At 57.7% G+C, this 16,468-nt stretch carries 18 protein-coding genes and 1 riboswitch; of the genes, 6 read left to right on the forward strand and 12 right to left on the reverse strand.

Features of this window, described 5'->3' with window-relative positions; all coding sequences use genetic code 11:
- Positions 1-43: 43 nt before the first annotated feature.
- The 10 genes from IM313_RS08770 to IM313_RS08815 form a co-directional block, all read right to left on the reverse strand.
- The gene (locus tag IM313_RS08770) at positions 44-361 is read right to left on the reverse strand and encodes a PTS lactose/cellobiose transporter subunit IIA (protein ID WP_008503455.1); all 318 of its coding nucleotides are present in this window, start codon (positions 359-361) and stop codon (positions 44-46) included.
- Complete coding sequence (locus IM313_RS08775) at positions 361-669, reverse strand: PTS sugar transporter subunit IIB (protein WP_010425948.1); 309 nt, start codon at positions 667-669, stop codon at positions 361-363. Before IM313_RS08775 ends, IM313_RS08770 begins: the two co-directional genes overlap by 1 nt.
- Before the next feature lie 146 nt (positions 670-815).
- Complete coding sequence (locus IM313_RS08780; RefSeq protein WP_192972120.1) at positions 816-2,357, reverse strand: sensor domain-containing diguanylate cyclase; 1,542 nt, start codon at positions 2,355-2,357, stop codon at positions 816-818.
- A 337-nt stretch (positions 2,358-2,694) separates the two neighbouring features.
- The gene (thiH, locus tag IM313_RS08785; protein WP_192972119.1) at positions 2,695-3,822 is read right to left on the reverse strand and encodes a 2-iminoacetate synthase ThiH; all 1,128 of its coding nucleotides are present in this window, start codon (positions 3,820-3,822) and stop codon (positions 2,695-2,697) included.
- Entirely contained in the window at positions 3,819-4,589 is a 771-nt protein-coding gene (gene thiG, locus IM313_RS08790) for a thiazole synthase (protein ID WP_192972118.1), read from the reverse strand. The genes thiH and thiG overlap by 4 nt, the downstream gene beginning before the upstream one ends.
- A 1-nt stretch (position 4,590) precedes the next feature.
- The gene (thiS, locus tag IM313_RS08795) at positions 4,591-4,791 is read right to left on the reverse strand and encodes a sulfur carrier protein ThiS (RefSeq protein WP_028015101.1); all 201 of its coding nucleotides are present in this window, start codon (positions 4,789-4,791) and stop codon (positions 4,591-4,593) included.
- A complete protein-coding gene (locus tag IM313_RS08800) occupies positions 4,775-5,530 on the reverse strand; it encodes a HesA/MoeB/ThiF family protein (RefSeq protein ID WP_028015102.1) in 756 nt (251 codons plus the stop codon). Before IM313_RS08800 ends, thiS begins: the two co-directional genes overlap by 17 nt.
- Complete coding sequence (gene thiE, locus IM313_RS08805; RefSeq protein ID WP_088204571.1) at positions 5,523-6,158, reverse strand: thiamine phosphate synthase; 636 nt, start codon at positions 6,156-6,158, stop codon at positions 5,523-5,525. Before thiE ends, IM313_RS08800 begins: the two co-directional genes overlap by 8 nt.
- Entirely contained in the window at positions 6,158-8,053 is a 1,896-nt protein-coding gene (gene thiC / locus IM313_RS08810) for a phosphomethylpyrimidine synthase ThiC (RefSeq protein WP_041911590.1), read from the reverse strand. Before thiC ends, thiE begins: the two co-directional genes overlap by 1 nt.
- Before the next feature lie 79 nt (positions 8,054-8,132).
- A riboswitch (TPP riboswitch) is annotated at positions 8,133-8,242 on the reverse strand.
- Between the two features lie 54 nt (positions 8,243-8,296).
- Positions 8,297-8,794 (reverse strand): Rsd/AlgQ family anti-sigma factor, encoded by a 498-nt coding sequence (locus IM313_RS08815; RefSeq protein WP_028015105.1) that lies wholly within the window; start codon positions 8,792-8,794, stop codon positions 8,297-8,299.
- A 95-nt stretch (positions 8,795-8,889) separates the two neighbouring features.
- Between IM313_RS08815 and nudC the strand changes: the two genes are divergently transcribed.
- From nudC to IM313_RS08845, 6 genes are all read left to right on the forward strand, one after another.
- A complete protein-coding gene (gene nudC, locus IM313_RS08820) occupies positions 8,890-9,663 on the forward strand; it encodes an NAD(+) diphosphatase (RefSeq protein ID WP_045630297.1) in 774 nt (257 codons plus the stop codon).
- Positions 9,664-9,701: 38 nt separating this feature from the next.
- Positions 9,702-10,766 carry a uroporphyrinogen decarboxylase gene (gene hemE / locus IM313_RS08825; RefSeq protein WP_010425930.1) on the forward strand — a complete coding sequence of 355 codons (1,065 nt, stop codon included), beginning with the start codon at positions 9,702-9,704 and terminating at the stop codon, positions 10,764-10,766.
- Between the two features lie 9 nt (positions 10,767-10,775).
- A complete protein-coding gene (gene nfi, locus IM313_RS08830; protein WP_048999976.1) occupies positions 10,776-11,447 on the forward strand; it encodes a deoxyribonuclease V in 672 nt (223 codons plus the stop codon).
- Positions 11,448-11,488: 41 nt separating this feature from the next.
- Positions 11,489-12,079: a YjaG family protein gene (locus IM313_RS08835; RefSeq protein ID WP_022646712.1), complete on the forward strand. Its 591-nt coding sequence runs from the start codon at positions 11,489-11,491 to the stop codon at positions 12,077-12,079.
- Positions 12,080-12,265: 186 nt separating this feature from the next.
- Complete coding sequence (gene hupA / locus IM313_RS08840) at positions 12,266-12,538, forward strand: nucleoid-associated protein HU-alpha (protein ID WP_002445246.1); 273 nt, start codon at positions 12,266-12,268, stop codon at positions 12,536-12,538.
- Between the two features lie 11 nt (positions 12,539-12,549).
- Positions 12,550-13,242, forward strand: a complete 693-nt coding sequence (locus tag IM313_RS08845) for a DUF1481 domain-containing protein (RefSeq protein ID WP_028015109.1) — start codon at positions 12,550-12,552, stop codon at positions 13,240-13,242.
- Between the two features lie 52 nt (positions 13,243-13,294).
- On the opposite strand, the gene purD is transcribed toward IM313_RS08845, so the two are convergent.
- A complete protein-coding gene (purD, locus tag IM313_RS08850; RefSeq protein ID WP_045261355.1) occupies positions 13,295-14,587 on the reverse strand; it encodes a phosphoribosylamine--glycine ligase in 1,293 nt (430 codons plus the stop codon).
- Positions 14,588-14,602: 15 nt separating this feature from the next.
- Positions 14,603-16,192, reverse strand: coding sequence for a bifunctional phosphoribosylaminoimidazolecarboxamide formyltransferase/IMP cyclohydrolase (gene purH / locus IM313_RS08855; protein WP_028015111.1), 1,590 nt, complete (start codon positions 16,190-16,192; stop codon positions 14,603-14,605).
- Between the last annotated feature and the right edge of the window lie 276 nt (positions 16,193-16,468).

Consider the following 16,468-nt stretch of genomic DNA (forward strand, 5'->3'; position numbering starts at 1 on the left):
ATAAAAAACCCGCCTCGGCGGGTTTTTTTATATCTGCATTTCTTCAATTCACTAACGGGATGCGTCGATAAAGCTCAATCATATCGCCCGCCAGATCCTGAATAACCATTGCGTTCATCAGGTGGTCCTGAGAATGAACGGTGATCAGGTTAACAGGCAGTTTCCCGGTCCCTTCGTCAAGTCCAATAAGCTGCGTCTGGATCGTATGCGCGTGCTTCACATATTCGCGGGATTCTTCCATCGCTTTTTCAGCTTCGTCAAACTCACCTTTACGCGCCATCTGCAGAGCCGTCAGGGCCGCACTGCGGGCCGCACCGGCGTTGACCAGCAGTTCCATGATTGTGGTTTCTAAGTCTTCCATTATGACTCCAGCAGTTTAAGCGCTTTTTCCAGTACGGCATCGCCTTTCATCATGCCGTAATCCATCATGTCGATCACCGCGACCTTTTTACCCAGCGGGTCGGCCTGTGCCTGCAGTTTAGCCTGCTCGTATTTGACCTGTGGCCCCAGTAATACGATGTCGGCCGTCGCGATATTGTCTTTAAACTCCGCAACCGGAACGGCTTTAATGGTGACTTCAACCCCTTTTTTCTGCGCGGCATCTTTCATACGTTGAACCAGCATGCTGGTTGACATTCCCGCTGCACAGCATAAAACGATGTTCTTCATAATCAGCCTCGATCTACATGTGTTTATTGATAATTATCCTGCGCAGAGAGCTTCAACAACCGCTTTACCGCGATTGTGTGTCAGGCATCACAAAGAAAGCGGCATTTTTCTGAAACCGGTTACAATTCTTCGAGTAAGAGAGAAAGTCAGCCGACGGCAGTGCGAACAATACGGTTTTTTCCCTGCTTTTTAGCACTGTAGAGCGCGTTATCAACGCTACCTACAAATTGTTCCAGCGGTTCGAAATGCCATTCACCCAGACCCGCGCTGAACGTGACGTACAGATTTTCTTCCCGCCATGCGCGTCTTGCAACGGCGGTGCGCCATGCGTCAAGCAATGAAAATGCGGCAGCGATCTGCTCGGCCTGGAAAATTACCGCGAACTCTTCACCACCATAGCGATAGACCGAGACGTGGTGGGGCTGCATTATCTGGATCCCCTCGCGCGCCACGTTACGCAGGACAATGTCGCCGCTCAGGTGTCCCCACGTGTCGTTAATTGACTTGAAGTTATCAATATCAACCAGCGCCATCGCGAAAGGCTGGTGGGCATTTAATAATTCCTCCACATCGTTATCGAACGCACGGCGGTTTTTGCAGCCGGTCAGCGCATCGTGAGTGGCCTGACGAACATACGCCATCTCACGCTCTTTATTGGACTGAATGGTGCGGCTCAGCATCGCTTCCAGACGCGGCGCCTGGCTCACATCGCCCGTTTTGATCGCATTGATAATGGTCATCAACACGGTACGCGAGGCATGACGCAGATAGAGGCCGAAGAGAATGATAATGATGGCCGCCAGCGCGAAACCCCAGCCTACGATTGTCGTTTCGTGTCGGGTGATATCGGTAAGCGTTGCGCCAGAGACCCTGTAGATGACAAACCAGTCTGGATTGGTAAATGAGTAGTAGTAATACCAGGCGTCGGTTTTCTTATCGTAAAGGTGGCCTTCGCCGCTGGTCATTTTATCCATCAGCGCTTCGCTGACGTACTGTTTGAAAAGCGCACCCGTATCAGGGTGCAGCACGACGGCGCCATCGCGTTCGACGACGAAGAATTCCCCCTGAACAGGGGCGACCATCTGACGCAGGGTGTAGCCCATTGACGTTAAGTCGAGATGAAACGCAATCGTACCTTTAAGTCGACCTTCTGGTGAAATTAACGGTTTATAGAGTGTGACCGTCGGATGACCGTTGAAGTAGTCCATATAGGGACGGGTGTAGTGGCTGAATATACTGGCTTCAGCATGGGCGACAAACCACGGACGCGTCCGGGGATCGAAGGTTTTACTCTTTTCCGTCTGGAGCACTTCCGGGGCGCGCAGATAATGTCCCTGCGTGTCTGCCAGCGAGATGGATGACACGGTCGGCATCAGGTTTTGCAAATGCATCATCATCTGCAGCCCTTGCGTCGGGTTGACGTTGAGGGTCTCGTTTAGCCTGTCATCGCGTGCAAAATACATCGCGGAGCGGCCCAGGATATAATCGTTTTCACGCAGGATTGACTCGGTGTAGTTCACCGCAAGGTTATGGGTGAAATTGCCATTAATCTTATGATAGTCCTCAAGGAAATCCTTTCGTTGTGAAAGGGTTACCACGACCGCGATCAGCGCAAAACTGCACAGAATCCCCGCGAAGCTGAGCATAATGGGTCGGGTGAAAGAGAGCTTTTTGCTGTGAAGTGCCATGAGTTGTACATCGATCCTGATGGTGAATATTTTTCGTCTGCCGATATCCTCTCAGCATAGTCGCTGTCCTGCGGTTAGCGGTGAATTATACGGAACACGATTTCAGGCGAGATGATTTATCTTAAGAATCACTAAGAAATTCCTTATCCTTATTTTTGCGCCCCTCTTATGCACGGAATCGGAGGCAGGGCGAAACGAGGAAGAAGCTTTTCGCCCTGGTCAGCATCCGTTGCTGACCTGATGACAATAAAAAACCGGACGATCGCTGACAATCATCCGGTTTTACCTTTCCGTGACGCCTCGATAATTTTCTACCGTGTTGCAGTGCGTTACATCGTCATTGCGAGGCTCTTCCCAGCCAGCTGTCCCAGTCTTTCCAGACAGGCTGTAAACCCTGTGCCATCAGGGCGGCGGCAACGGCTTCCGGACGCCGTCCGTCATGCGGTGCAAACTGCTCCAGCTCCGGATGATCGTCTGCATACCCGCCCGGCTGCGTTTTGGAAAATGCGCTGACGTTGTTAATCGCCAGCGGGATGACGCGATCGCGAAACGCCGGGGATTCACGCGTTGAGAGCGATAACTCCACTTCCGGAGCGAGCAGGCGAAACGCGCAGATGGTCTGCACCAGCTGGCGTTCATCCATCAGCGAAGCCGGTTCAATGCCGCCTGCGCAGGGGCGCAGGCGTGGGAAGGAGATGGAGTATCGGGTCTGCCAGTAGTGCTGTTGCAGCCACAGCAGATGTTCTGCCACCATGTAGCAATCTACCCGCCAGCTATCGGAAAGCCCAATTAGCGCACCCAGCCCGATTTTGTCGATCCCGGCGCGGCCTAGCCTGTCCGGCGTTTCCAGCCGGAAGAAAAAATCCTGCTTCTTCCCTTTCAGGTGATGCCGCGCGTACGTCGCCTCGTGGTAGGTTTCCTGATAGACCATAACGCCGTCCAGCCCGAGCGTTTTTAACTCCGCATACTCGTCCTGCGACAGGGGCTGAACCTCCATCTGCAACGACGCAAACTCCCGACGTATCGCAGGCAGATGCTGGCGGAAATAGTCCATTCCCACTTTCCCCTGATGCTCGCCCGTGACCAGCAGAAGATGCTCAAAACCCATTTCACGAATGGCCGCACACTCGCGGGCAATCTCACCTTCATCGAGCGTTTTCCGCTTGATGCGGTTGCTCATGGAGAAGCCGCAGTAGGTGCAGTCATTGGCGCACAGGTTGGAGAGATAGAGTGGCACGTAGAAGCTCACCGTGTTGCCAAAACGCTGGCGGGTGAGCCGCTGCGCTCGCTGCGCCATCGGTTCAAGGTAGGCGCTGGCCGCCGGGGAGAGCAGGGCCATCAGATCCTCGCGGGTCAGCTGACGGGCGTGCAGCGCGCGCTCCACGTCAGCCGCCGTTTTGCTGTTGATGCGCAGGGCTATATCGTCCCAGTTAAGCTCGCGCCAGCGCTCGGTAAACGTGCTCATAAGAGCGCCTCCAGAAAACCTGTCAGCGGGCTGGTGGCCTGTGCCTGAAAACTGCGCGAGCCGGGGCCGGACTCTCTGGCCAGCACGCCAGCCTCCACGGCGAGACGAAACGCACGCGCCATCATGACCGGGTCGTCGGCCACCGCAATGGCGGTATTCACCAGCACCGCGTCGGCCCCCATTTCCAGCGCCTGCGCGGCATGGCTGGGCACGCCGATCCCCGCATCCACCACCACCGGCACGGTCGCCTGCTCGATGATGATCTCCAGCATCGCGCGGGTTTCAAGCCCCTGATTGGAGCCAATGGGCGCCCCCAGCGGCATGACGGCGGCGCAGCCGACCTCTTCCAGACGCTTACACAGCACGGGATCCGCGCCGCAGTAAGGCAGAACGGTAAACCCCTGCTGCACCAGCTTTTCTGCGGCTTTCAGGGTCTCGATCGGGTCGGGCAGCAGCCAGCGGGCGTCCGGGTGAATTTCCAGCTTCAGCCAGCGGGTACCGAGCGCTTCCCGCGCCAGCTGTGCGGCGAAAATCGCCTCCTCGGCCGTTTTCGCGCCGGAGGTGTTGGGCAGCAGCGTCACGCCTGCCTCCAGGAGCGGCGCAAGTATGGCATCGTTGTGCTGGCGCAGATCCACGCGCTTCATCGCCAGCGTTACCAGTTGGCTGCCGCTTTCACGAATAGCATCCACCATCAGCTGCGGCGAGGCGAATTTGCCGGTTCCGGTAAACAGATGTGAATCAAAGACTTTATCAGCAATACGTAACATCTCAGCCCCCTGCGATAACCTGAAACAGCAGGATCTGGTCGCCTTCATTGACCTGCTGAAGTTCCCACTGCTCGCGCGGCAGGATCTGTTGATTGAGCGCCAGCGCCGTTCCCGGCTTGAGCTGGCGCAATTTGTCGAGCAGGGCGGCAACGGTGAGACCGTCGTCGCACGTCATCGGCTCATCGTTAAACAGAATGCGCATCGTGGCCTCCGCATACCGGGCAGTGGCTGGCGCGGTGTAGTGCCAGATGGCGCCAGCCGCTGGAGCGGGCGTCGAACAGCCGGAGCGTGTTGCGTTCCGTCTCCATGCCGCTGAGCAGCTTGATAGCCTCCAGTGCCTGAAGGGTACCCATCACGCCCACCACCGGGCCAAGAATGCCTGCCGTGCGGCAGTTACGCTCCGGTTCAGCCTCGTCCGGCCACAGGCAGCGGTAACAGCCCTGCGCCCACGGCGGCGTAAGCACCATTATCTGCCCGCCGAAACCGACCGCGCTGGCGGTGATCAGCGGCGTGTTCTGTGCAACACAGGCCGCGTTGATGGCCTGACGCGTCGCCATGTTGTCCGTGCAGTCCAGCACCGCGTCGGCAAGGGCAACTTCACGTTGCAGCTCGTCTCCGCTAAGCCGCGTCTGGAGCGCAATCAGTTCGATATCCGGATTAAGCTGGTTAAGCCGCTGCCGGGTGATCTGCGCTTTAGGCTGGTTAACATCTTCAGTCGTGAAGAGGATTTGCCGTTGCAGGTTGCTGAGGTGTACTTCATCGTCATCGGCCAGTACCAGCGTACCCACGCCCGCACCGGCCAGATACAGCGCGGCGGGGGCGCCTAATCCGCCCAGGCCGACAATCAGTACCCGGCTGGCGAGCAGCTTTTGCTGCCCATCAATGGCAATATCCTCCAGCAGGATCTGGCGGCTGTAGCGCATAAAATCGCGGTCATTCATCGCCCGCTCCTGCCAGCTGTAAAAGCTGCGCGGTGGCGGACCGCCAGTCTGCCGCCTGGGTGATAGCGCTGACGACGGCGATACTGCCGACGCCGGTCTCCAGCACCGCCGGGGCGCGTTCAAGGCTGATTCCACCGATGGCGACGGTCGGGTAATCGGCAAGGCGCTTAACGTGGCTCGCCAGCTGCGTCAGACCCTGCGGTGCAGACGGCATCTGCTTGGTTTGCGTCGGGAAAACGTGACCGAGGGCGATGTAGGAGGGGCGGGCCGCCAGCGCCACGTCGATTTCCATATCATCGTGTGTTGAAACGCCAAGGCGCAGGCCAGCTTGGCGAATGGCGTTCAGATCGGTGGTTTCCAGATCCTCCTGGCCCAAATGCACGCCGTACGCCCGGTGCTTAACGGCCAGCCGCCAGTAGTCGTTGATAAACAGGCGGGCATTGTAGCGATGCCCCAGCGCGATGGCGGCGACGACGTCGGCCTCCACCTCTTCATCACGCTTATCTTTGATGCGCAGCTGGAGGGTGCGAACGCCGGCCTCCAGCAGGCGTTCGATCCACTCCACGCTGTCCACCACCGGGTAAAGTCCTAAGCGAAAGGGCACGGAGGGGAAATCGGGCTTGTACATTACGCCTCCTCTTTTTTGAGGTAAATTTCGCCGCCTCTGGCGCGGAAGGTTTCCGACATGTCCGCCATACCGACTTCAATGGTCTGCGCGGCGGCGTAATCCCGCACCTCCTGGCTGATTTTCATCGAGCAGAATTTGGGCCCGCACATGGAACAGAAATGTGCCACCTTGCCCGACTCCTGGGGCAGGGTTTCGTCGTGGTAGGCGCGGGCGGTAAACGGATCCAGCGCCAGGTTAAACTGGTCTTCCCAGCGGAATTCAAAGCGCGCTTTGGACATGGCATTGTCGCGGATTTGCGCGCCCGGATGGCCTTTCGCCAGATCCGCCGCGTGGGCGGCAATTTTATAGGTAATCAGTCCCTGCTTTACGTCCTCTTTGTTGGGCAGGCCGAGGTGCTCTTTCGGCGTCACGTAGCAGAGCATGGCGCAGCCGAACCAGCCGATCATCGCCGCGCCAATCCCGGAGGTGAAGTGGTCGTAGCCCGGTGCGATGTCCGTGGTCAATGGCCCCAGAGTGTAGAACGGCGCTTCGTGGCAGTGCTCCAGCTCCTCGGTCATGTTGCGGCGTATCATCTGCATCGGCACGTGGCCCGGGCCTTCAATCATCACCTGCACGTCATACTCCCAGGCGATTTTGGTCAGCTCGCCCAGGGTGTGCAGCTCGGCAAACTGCGCTTCGTCGTTGGCATCGCGGATGGAGCCCGGACGCAGGCCGTCGCCCAGTGACAGGGAGACGTCGTACGCGGCGCAGATTTCGCAGATCTCGCGGAAGTGCTCGTAGAGGAAGTTTTCCTGATGATGGGACAGGCACCACTTCGCCATGATGGAGCCACCCCGCGAGACGATGCCGGTCAGACGTTTCGCCGTCATCGGTACGTAGCGCAGCAGCACGCCCGCGTGGATGGTGAAGTAGTCCACGCCCTGTTCCGCCTGCTCCAGCAGCGTGTCGCGGAACGCTTCCCAGGTGAGGTTTTCAGCAATGCCGTTGACCTTCTCCAGCGCCTGGTAAATCGGGACGGTACCAATCGGCACCGGGCTGTTACGCAGGATCCACTCGCGGGTTTCGTGGATATAGCGGCCAGTGGAGAGGTCCATCACCGTGTCCGCGCCCCAGCGCGTGGACCAGACCAGCTTTTCCACCTCTTCTTCGATGGACGAGGTGACGGCAGAGTTGCCGATGTTGGCGTTGACCTTCACCAGGAAGTTGCGGCCGATAATCATCGGCTCCGATTCCGGGTGGTTGATGTTGGCGGGGATAATCGCGCGCCCGGCGGCCACTTCGTCACGCACAAACTCCGGCGTGATGTTCTCCGGCAGGCGAGCGCCAAAGCCTTCACCCGGATGCTGGTGGCGCAATATTTCGCTGCGGATGCGCTCGCGGCCCATGTTTTCGCGAATGGCGATGAACTCCATCTCCGGCGTGACGATACCCTGGCGCGCGTAGTGCAGCTGGGTTACGCACTTGCCCGCTCTGGCGCGTTTTGGCGTCAGCAGGCCGGTAAAGCGCAGCTCGTCCAGGCCGTCGTCGGCCAGGCGTTCTTTGGTGTACGCAGAACTGCGTACGCTCAGTTCTTCGCAGTCGTTACGCGCCTCAATCCACGGCTGGCGCAGCTTTGCCAGACCTTGCTGGACGTTGATAGCAACATCAGGATCGCCGTACGGGCCGGAGGTGTCGTATACCGGCACGGCTTCGTTGTCTTCATACTGGGGGTTCTCTTTGCTGCCGCCGATAAGCGTCGGGCTGAGCTGGATTTCGCGCATCGGGACGCGGATATCGGCCTGTGAACCGGTGATGTAGATGCGTTTCGAGTTCGGGAAAGCGGTGCCTTCCAGGGTGTCGATGAAGTGTTGGGCCTGTGCACGCTGTTCGCGGCGGGTCAGTTTTGTTGTAGACATAGCTCATTCCAGAAGTGAAGGACATGGCTTGTCAGACGACGGATGAAGCAAGAGGAGATCGCCCCAGGGGCGATACAACAGCAGCGTGACTCTTGTTCCCTTCGCAGGTATTAACCTGATCAGGTTCCGCGGATCCCGAATTAACGGTCTCAGCCCGTGCTTACACACTGGGCACTCCGACAAGAAAAATCCCCCTCCGCAGAGGGGCGACTGGTTGTAAATTACTCGTTAACGGTTAAGAACTCAAGCAGGGCGCGCAACGTTATCGCTGCTGCTGATATTCAGGTTGTTATCCAGTACGAGGGCGATGAGCTTATCTTCCAGCGTGAATCGCTCTTCCAGCGCTTCGCCCAGGTCCGAAAGCGCCTGCTGGAACTCAAGATAGTTATCGTGATCGATGGCGTTCTCGAGCGTGGAATCGTAATAGTCCATGATCTGCTGGGTATTGGCTTCCAGCTGCGGACAGAGTTTGCTGGCCGCTAAATACGGCGTTGTCCCTTCCATTTCGCGGATAATGCGTTCATAAATGTTGAAATGGCCGTCGGACAGGTAGTCGACAAGGCTCTGACAAAAATCATCCAGCGCTTTTTCGTTCAGCCGCATAAAGGATTCTTTGCCAGGCTTAAGACCGACCAGATTGTAATACGCCACAAGGAGATGCTTGCGCACATGTAGCCAGCGATCCACCAGGGTGTTACTTCCTCCAACGCGCTCAGTCAGGCTTTCCAGCTGGTTTAACATGGTCGACTCCATAAGGTTTAGAATGGGATCTGCTTATCCAAAATGTAACCACAATGCTAACAACATGTCAGTGAAGCGAAGGTAGTGCAATAGATATGGATCGTATTATTGAAAAATCAGATCTGGGTTGGTGGATCGTCAGCCACGAACAAAAATTATGGCTGCCCTCAGGAGAGTTGCCCTACGGTGCCGCGGAAACGTTCGATCTGGTGGGCCAGCCCGCGCTGAAGATTGGCGAATGGCAGGGCGATCCCGTGTGGTTGATCCAACAGGCGCGCCGTCAGGATATGGGATCCGTACGTCAGGTGTTAGATCTTGACGTCGGCCTGTTCCAGCTGGCGGGGCGCGGCGTGCAGCTGGCGGAGTTTTACCGTTCGCACAAATATTGCGGTTACTGCGGCCACACCATGCACCCAAGCAAAACCGAATGGGCGCTGCTCTGCGGCCACTGCCGTGAACGCTACTACCCGCAAATCGCGCCGTGCATCATCGTTGCCATCCGCCGTGATGATTCCATCCTGCTGGCGCAACATACCCGTCATCGCAACGGCATTCATACCGTCCTCGCCGGGTTCGTGGAAGTAGGCGAAACGCTGGAGCAGGCGGTGGCGCGCGAGGTGATGGAGGAGAGCAGCATCAAGGTGAAGAACCTGCGCTACGTGACCTCCCAGCCGTGGCCGTTCCCAATGTCTCTGATGACCGCGTTTATGGCGGAATATGACAGCGGCGAGATTGTTATCGACCAGAAAGAGCTGCTGGAGGCGAACTGGTACCGCTACGACAATTTACCGCTGTTACCCCCTCCGGGAACGGTGGCGCGTCGCCTGATAGAAGATACCGTGGCAATGTGTCGGGCCGAGTATGAGTAGTGTTACACTGACGGACTGACGCAATAAGGAACTGCAAAATGACCGAACTGAAGAACGATCGTTATCTGCGTGCGCTGCTGCGCCAGCCCGTTGATGTCACCCCGGTGTGGATGATGCGCCAGGCGGGACGCTATCTGCCAGAGTACAAAGCCACGCGCGCGCAGGCGGGCGATTTTATGTCGCTGTGCAAAAACGCCGAGCTGGCCTGTGAGGTGACGCTCCAGCCGCTGCGCCGCTTCCCGCTGGATGCCGCCATTCTCTTTTCGGACATTCTTACCATTCCGGACGCGATGGGCCTGGGGCTCTATTTCGAAACCGGCGAGGGCCCGCGCTTTACCTCGCCGATCAAAAGCAAAGCCGACGTCGATAAGCTGCCGATCCCCGATCCGGAAGGCGAACTGGGCTACGTGATGAACGCCGTGCGCACCATTCGCCGCGAGCTGAAGGGCGAAGTGCCGCTGATTGGCTTCTCTGGCAGCCCGTGGACGCTGGCCACCTACATGGTTGAAGGCGGCAGCAGCAAAGCCTTCACCATGATTAAAAAGATGATGTACGCCGAACCGCTGGCGCTGCATGCGCTGCTCGACAAGCTGGCGAAGAGCGTTACGCTCTACCTCAACGCGCAGATTAAAGCGGGTGCGCAGTCGGTGATGATTTTCGACACCTGGGGCGGCGTGCTGACCGGACGTGATTATCAGCAGTTCTCCCTGTACTACATGCACAAAATCGTTGACGGCCTGCTGCGTGAAAACGAAGGTCGCCGCGTGCCGGTGACGCTGTTCACCAAAGGTGGCGGCCAGTGGCTGGAAGCGATGGCGGCAACCGGCTGCGACGCGCTGGGCCTCGACTGGACCACCGATATTGCCGATGCCCGCCGCCGCGTGGGTGACAAAGTGGCGCTGCAGGGCAACATGGACCCGTCCATGCTCTATGCTCAGCCTGCCCGCATCGAAGAGGAAGTGTCGACTATACTGTCTGGTTTCGGCCAGGGTGAAGGCCACGTCTTTAACCTCGGCCACGGCATTCATCAGGATGTGCCGCCTGAACACGCAGGCGTATTTGTGGAGGCGGTGCATCGGCTTTCTGCCCAGTATCACAAGTAAGGAGTGGTTATGGATCTCGCGTCGCTACGCGCTCAGCAAATCGAACTGGCTTCATCGGTGATCCGCGAGGATCGTCTGGATAAGGATCCCCCGCAGTACATTGGCGGGGCGGATGTCGGGTTCGAGCAGGGCGGTGAAGTGACGCGGGCGGCGATGGTGGTGCTGAAATACCCGTCGCTGGAGCTGATGGAGTACAAGGTGGCGCGTATCGCCACCACCATGCCCTATATTCCCGGCTTTCTCTCCTTCCGCGAATACCCCGCGCTGCTGGCCGCGTGGGAGCAACTCTCGCAAAAACCTGACCTCCTGTTTGTTGACGGGCACGGTATCTCCCATCCGCGTCGCTTAGGCGTCGCCAGCCACTTTGGTCTGCTGGTGGACGTGCCAACCATCGGCGTGGCGAAAAAACGCCTGTGCGGCGCGTTTGAGCCGCTTTCTGCCGAACCGGGCGCGCTGGCGCCGCTTATCCATAAAGGCGAGCAGCTGGCGTGGGTCTGGCGCAGTAAAGCGCGCTGTAATCCGCTGTTTATCGCCACCGGGCATCGGGTGAGCATGGACAGCGCGCTGGCGTGGGTGCAGCGCTGCATGAAGGGCTACCGGTTACCGGAGCCAACCCGCTGGGCTGACGCCGTTGCCTCTTCACGTCCGGCATTCATTCGTTGGCAGGAAATTCAGCCGTGATTCAGGTAAACTGCGGCTAATTTTCGATTCGAGACATCATCATGTTACAAAACCCGATTCATCTGCGCCTTGAGAAGCTGGAAAGCTGGCAGCACGTGACGTTTATGGCTTGCCTGTGCGAGCGCATGTATCCCAACTATGCCGCGTTCTGTAAGCAAACGGAGTTTGGCGAAGGCCAGATTTATCGACGTATCCTGGATTTGATCTGGGAGACGCTGACGGTGAAAGACGCAAAGGTGAACTTCGATTCACAGCTCGAAAAGCTGGAAGAGGCGATCCCGGCGGCGGACGATTACGACCTGTACGGCGTTTATCCGGCTATCGACGCCTGCGTGGCGTTGAGCGAGCTGATCCACTCCCGTCTGAGCGGTGAAACGCTGGAGCACGCCATTGAAGTCAGTAAGGCATCCATCACGACCGTCGCGATGCTGGAAATGACGCAGGAAGGCCGCGAAATGACCGACGAAGAGCTGCGTGCTAACCCGGCGGTTGAACAGGAATGGGACATTCAGTGGGAGATTTTCCGCCTGCTGGCAGAGTGTGAAGAGCGTGATATTGAGCTGATCAAAGGGCTGCGCGCGGACCTGCGTGAGGCCGGTGAGAGCAATATTGGTATAATTTTTAACCAATGAGACAACAAAACGTGATTTAACGCCTGTTTTGTCGCACCTCGACTCTTCCCTTCTGCCCCCCGTCTGGTCTACATTTGGGGGGCGAAAAAAAGTGGCTATCGGTGCGTGTATGCAGGAGAGTGCTTTTTTGGCATTTTCGTCGCACTCGATGCTTAGCAAGCGATAAACACATTGAAAGGATAACTTATGAACAAGACTCAACTGATTGATGTAATTGCGGACAAGGCTGATCTGTCTAAAGTGCAGGCTAAAGCTGCTCTGGAATCTACCCTGGCTGCTATTACTGAGTCTCTGAAAGAAGGCGATGCTGTACAACTGGTTGGTTTCGGTACCTTCAAAGTGAACCACCGCGCTGAGCGTACTGGCCGCAACCCGCAGACCGGTAAAGAAATCAAAATCGCCGCAGCTAACGTGCCGGCATTTGTTTCTGGTAAAGCACTGAAAGACGCAGTTAAGTAAGACGCGTGGCAGTGAACAGTTTTAACGAAGGGGCGGCAACGCCCCTTTTGTCATTCTGGCGTGGCACGCTCGCGCTGGCAGGCGTACTGTTGCTGTCTGCCTGTAGCCATGACTCCTCACTCCCCCCGTTTACCGCCAGCGGCTACGCTGACAACCAGGGCGCGGTCAGGATCTGGCGCAAAGATTCCAGCGATGAAGTCCATATGCTTACCGCGTTCAGCCCGTGGCATAACGGCAACACCTCGACCGCAGAGTACCGCTGGCAGGGCGATGCGCTGTCGCTGATTGAACTGAACATCTACAGCAAGACCCCCGAACACGTGAAGGTGCGTTTCGACGACCACGGCGAGCTGAGCTTTATGCAGCATGAAGTCAGCGGATTGAAACAGCAGCTTTCCAGCGATCAGGTCGCCCTTTACCGCTACCGCGCCGAACAGCTCCGTCAGACCAGCGACGCGCTGCGCCAGGGCCGCGTGGTGCTGCGCCAGGGGCGCTGGCATGCCGATGGCACGGTGACCACCTGCGAAGGGCAGACCGTAAAGCCTGAGCTTGAATCCTGGGCAACCGAACACATTCAGCGCCGTCAGCGGCATTCGTCTATGGAAGTGAGCGTGGCGTGGCTTGAGGCGCCGGAAGGCTCTCAGCTGCTGCTGGTGGCGAACGAAGACTTCTGCACCTGGCAGCCGACAGAGAAAAGTTTTTGATTTAAGTTCCCTCTCCCTTGAGGGAGAGGGTTAGGGTGAGGGTGAGGGGAAATTACTCCCCCTGCTCCCGCGCAATAGCACGATAACCGATATCCTGACGGCTGAAGCTGCCGTTCCAGTGAATATCCGCCATCAGCGCATAGGCGCGTTTCTGTGCTTCTGCCACGGTCTGGCCCAGCGCGGTCGCACACAGCACGCGGCCGCCGTTGGTGAGCACGCGGTCATCGTCAGCCAGCTTCGTACCGGCGTGGAACACCTTCGCGCCGTCAATCTCTTCCAGCGGCAGGCCGTGGATCTCATCTCCGGTACTGTAGTTCCCCGGATAGCCACCCGCAGCAATCACCACGCCCAGAGACGCACGCTCGTCCCACTCTGAGGTTTTCTCGTCCAGCTTGCCTTCGCAGGCCGCCAGACACAGATCCACCAGGTCGGATTTCATGCGCAGCATGATCGGCTGGGTTTCCGGATCGCCGAAGCGGCAGTTGAATTCAATCACCTTCGGGTTACCCTGCTTGTCAATCATCAGGCCCGCGTAGAGGAAACCGGTGTAGGTATTGCCTTCCGCCGCCATGCCCTTCACGGTAGGCCAGATGATGCGGTCCATGGTGCGCTGATGCACCTCATCGGTAACAACGGGAGCAGGGGAGTAAGCGCCCATCCCGCCGGTGTTGGGGCCGGTATCGCCATTGCCAACGCGCTTGTGATCCTGGCTGGTGGCCATCGGCAGAACGTGCTCGCCGTCGACCATTACGATAAAGCTCGCCTCTTCGCCGTCGAGGAACTCTTCGATCACGATGCGGTGGCCCGCGTCGCCAAAGGCGTTGCCTGCCAGCATATCCTGAACGGCCGCTTCGGCTTCTTCGAGCGTCATCGCCACGATAACGCCTTTCCCGGCGGCCAGACCGTCGGCTTTGATGACAATCGGCGCGCCTTTTTCACGTAGGTAAGCCAGCGCGGGCTCGACGTCGGTGAAGTTCTGATACTCCGCCGTCGGAATGTTATGACGCGCGAGAAAATCTTTGGTGAAGGCTTTGGAGCCTTCCAGCTGTGCGGCACCTTCCGTTGGGCCGAAGATTTTCAGGCCCGCAGCGCGGAAGGCGTCAACCACGCCAATTACCAGCGGCGCTTCCGGGCCGACGATGGTCAGATCGATGTTCTCGGTCTGGGCAAAGCTCAGCAGCGCCGGGATATCGGTCACGCCGATAGCCACGTTCTGCAGCGCGGGTTCCAGTGCGGTACCGGCGTTACCCGGTGCCACGAAGACGGTTTTAACCTGCGGAGACTGCGCCGCTTTCCACGCCAGAGCGTGCTCGCGCCCGCCGTTACCAATCACTAATACTTTCATTTTCTGCTCCGGGAATTAATGGCGGAAGTGGCGCATGTCGGTGAAGATCATTGCGATGCCGTGTTCGTCGGCAGCGGCAATCACCTCGTCGTCGCGGATAGAGCCGCCAGGCTGGATCACACAGGTGATGCCCACCGCAGCCGCAGCGTCGATACCGTCACGGAACGGGAAGAAGGCGTCAGAGGCCATGGCGGAGCCTTTCACTTCCAGGCCTTCGTCGCCTGCTTTGATACCGGCAATTTTCGCAGAGTAAACGCGGCTCATCTGGCCTGCGCCTATCCCGATGGTCATGTTCTCTTTGGCGTAGACAATGGCGTTAGACTTCACGAACTTCGCCACTTTCCAGCAGAACAGCGCGTCGCGCAGCTCCTGTTCGGTCGGCTGTCGTTTGGTCACCACGCGCAGGTCGGCTTCTGTCACCATACCCAAATCGCGATCCTGAACCAGCAGACCGCCGTTCACGCGCTTGAAGTCCAGGCCCGGCACGCGCTCCGCCCACTGGCCGCAAACCAGTACGCGCACGTTCTGTTTCGCCGAGGTGATTTTCAGCGCTTCTTCGGACGCGGATGGCGCGATGATCACTTCGACAAACTGGCGGGAGATAATGGCCTGCGCGGTCTCGGCATCCAGCTCGCGGTTGAAGGCGATGATGCCGCCGAATGCGGAGGTCGGGTCGGTTTTGTAGGCGCGATCGTAGGCATCCAGAATAGAGGTGCTTACCGCAACGCCGCACGGGTTGGCGTGCTTGACGATAACGCAGGCTGGCTCGCTGAACTCTTTCACGCATTCCAGCGCGGCGTCGGTGTCGGCAATGTTGTTATAGGAAAGGGCTTTGCCCTGAACCTGCTGAGCGGTCGCAACGGAGGCTTCTTTTACCTCTTCTTCTATATAGAAGGCAGCCTGCTGGTGGCTGTTCTCACCGTAACGCATATCCTGCTTCTTAATGAAGTTCAGGTTCAGGGTGCGCGGGAAGCGACCAGATGGATCTTTGCTTTCACCGTGGTAGGCAGGAACCAGGCTACCGAAGTAGTTGGCGATCATGCTGTCGTACGCGGCGGTGTGTTCGAACGCCTTAATCGCAAGGTCGAAGCGGGTTTCGAGAGTGAGGGAGCCGTCGTTAGCATCCATCTCATTAATAATGGCGCTGTAGTCGCTGCTCTTCACCACGATGGCCACATCTTTATGGTTCTTCGCCGCGGAGCGCACCATGGTTGGACCGCCGATATCAATATTCTCAACCGCATCTTCCAGAGAGCAGCCTTCTCGGGCGACGGTCTGGGCAAACGGGTAGAGGTTAACAACGACCATATCGATAGGCGCGATATCATGCTGTTCCATAATGCCGTCGTCCTGACCGCGACGGCCCAGAATGCCGCCGTGCACTTTCGGATGCAGGGTTTTGACGCGTCCATCCATCATTTCCGGGAAACCGGTGTAGTCGGACACTTCGGTTACCGGCAGACCTTTATCTGCTAACAGGCGAGCGGTACCGCCTGTAGAAAGCAGCTCCACACCGCGTGCGGAAAGTGCCTGAGCGAATTCGACGATACCGGCTTTATCAGAAACACTGAGCAGAGCGCGGCGGACTGGACGACGTTGTTGCATGGTAAATCCCCTGGATTTCACGATTACAGAGAGCGTTAGATGAATTTTCCAGCGAAAAACTCATCTAACACACCTGACGAGGCCTCCTTGTTAAGCGCGAGCATTTTAACGAAAACGTTTGCGCAACGCTCGCATATTTTCACTTTTTCGAAGCGCTGTGGATAACTCTGTGTGTAAAAGGGTATAAGGCGGGGTTTTGCTGGGGAATGCAGCAGTCAGTCATTTTTCTGTCATTTAGCGGTTGCGGGCTGCGGAGAACTCCCTATAATGCGCCTC

It is taken from the genome of Enterobacter cloacae complex sp. P2B, from assembly GCF_014895985.1.
In the GTDB taxonomy this organism is placed as follows: Bacteria; Pseudomonadota; Gammaproteobacteria; order Enterobacterales; family Enterobacteriaceae; genus Enterobacter; species Enterobacter bugandensis.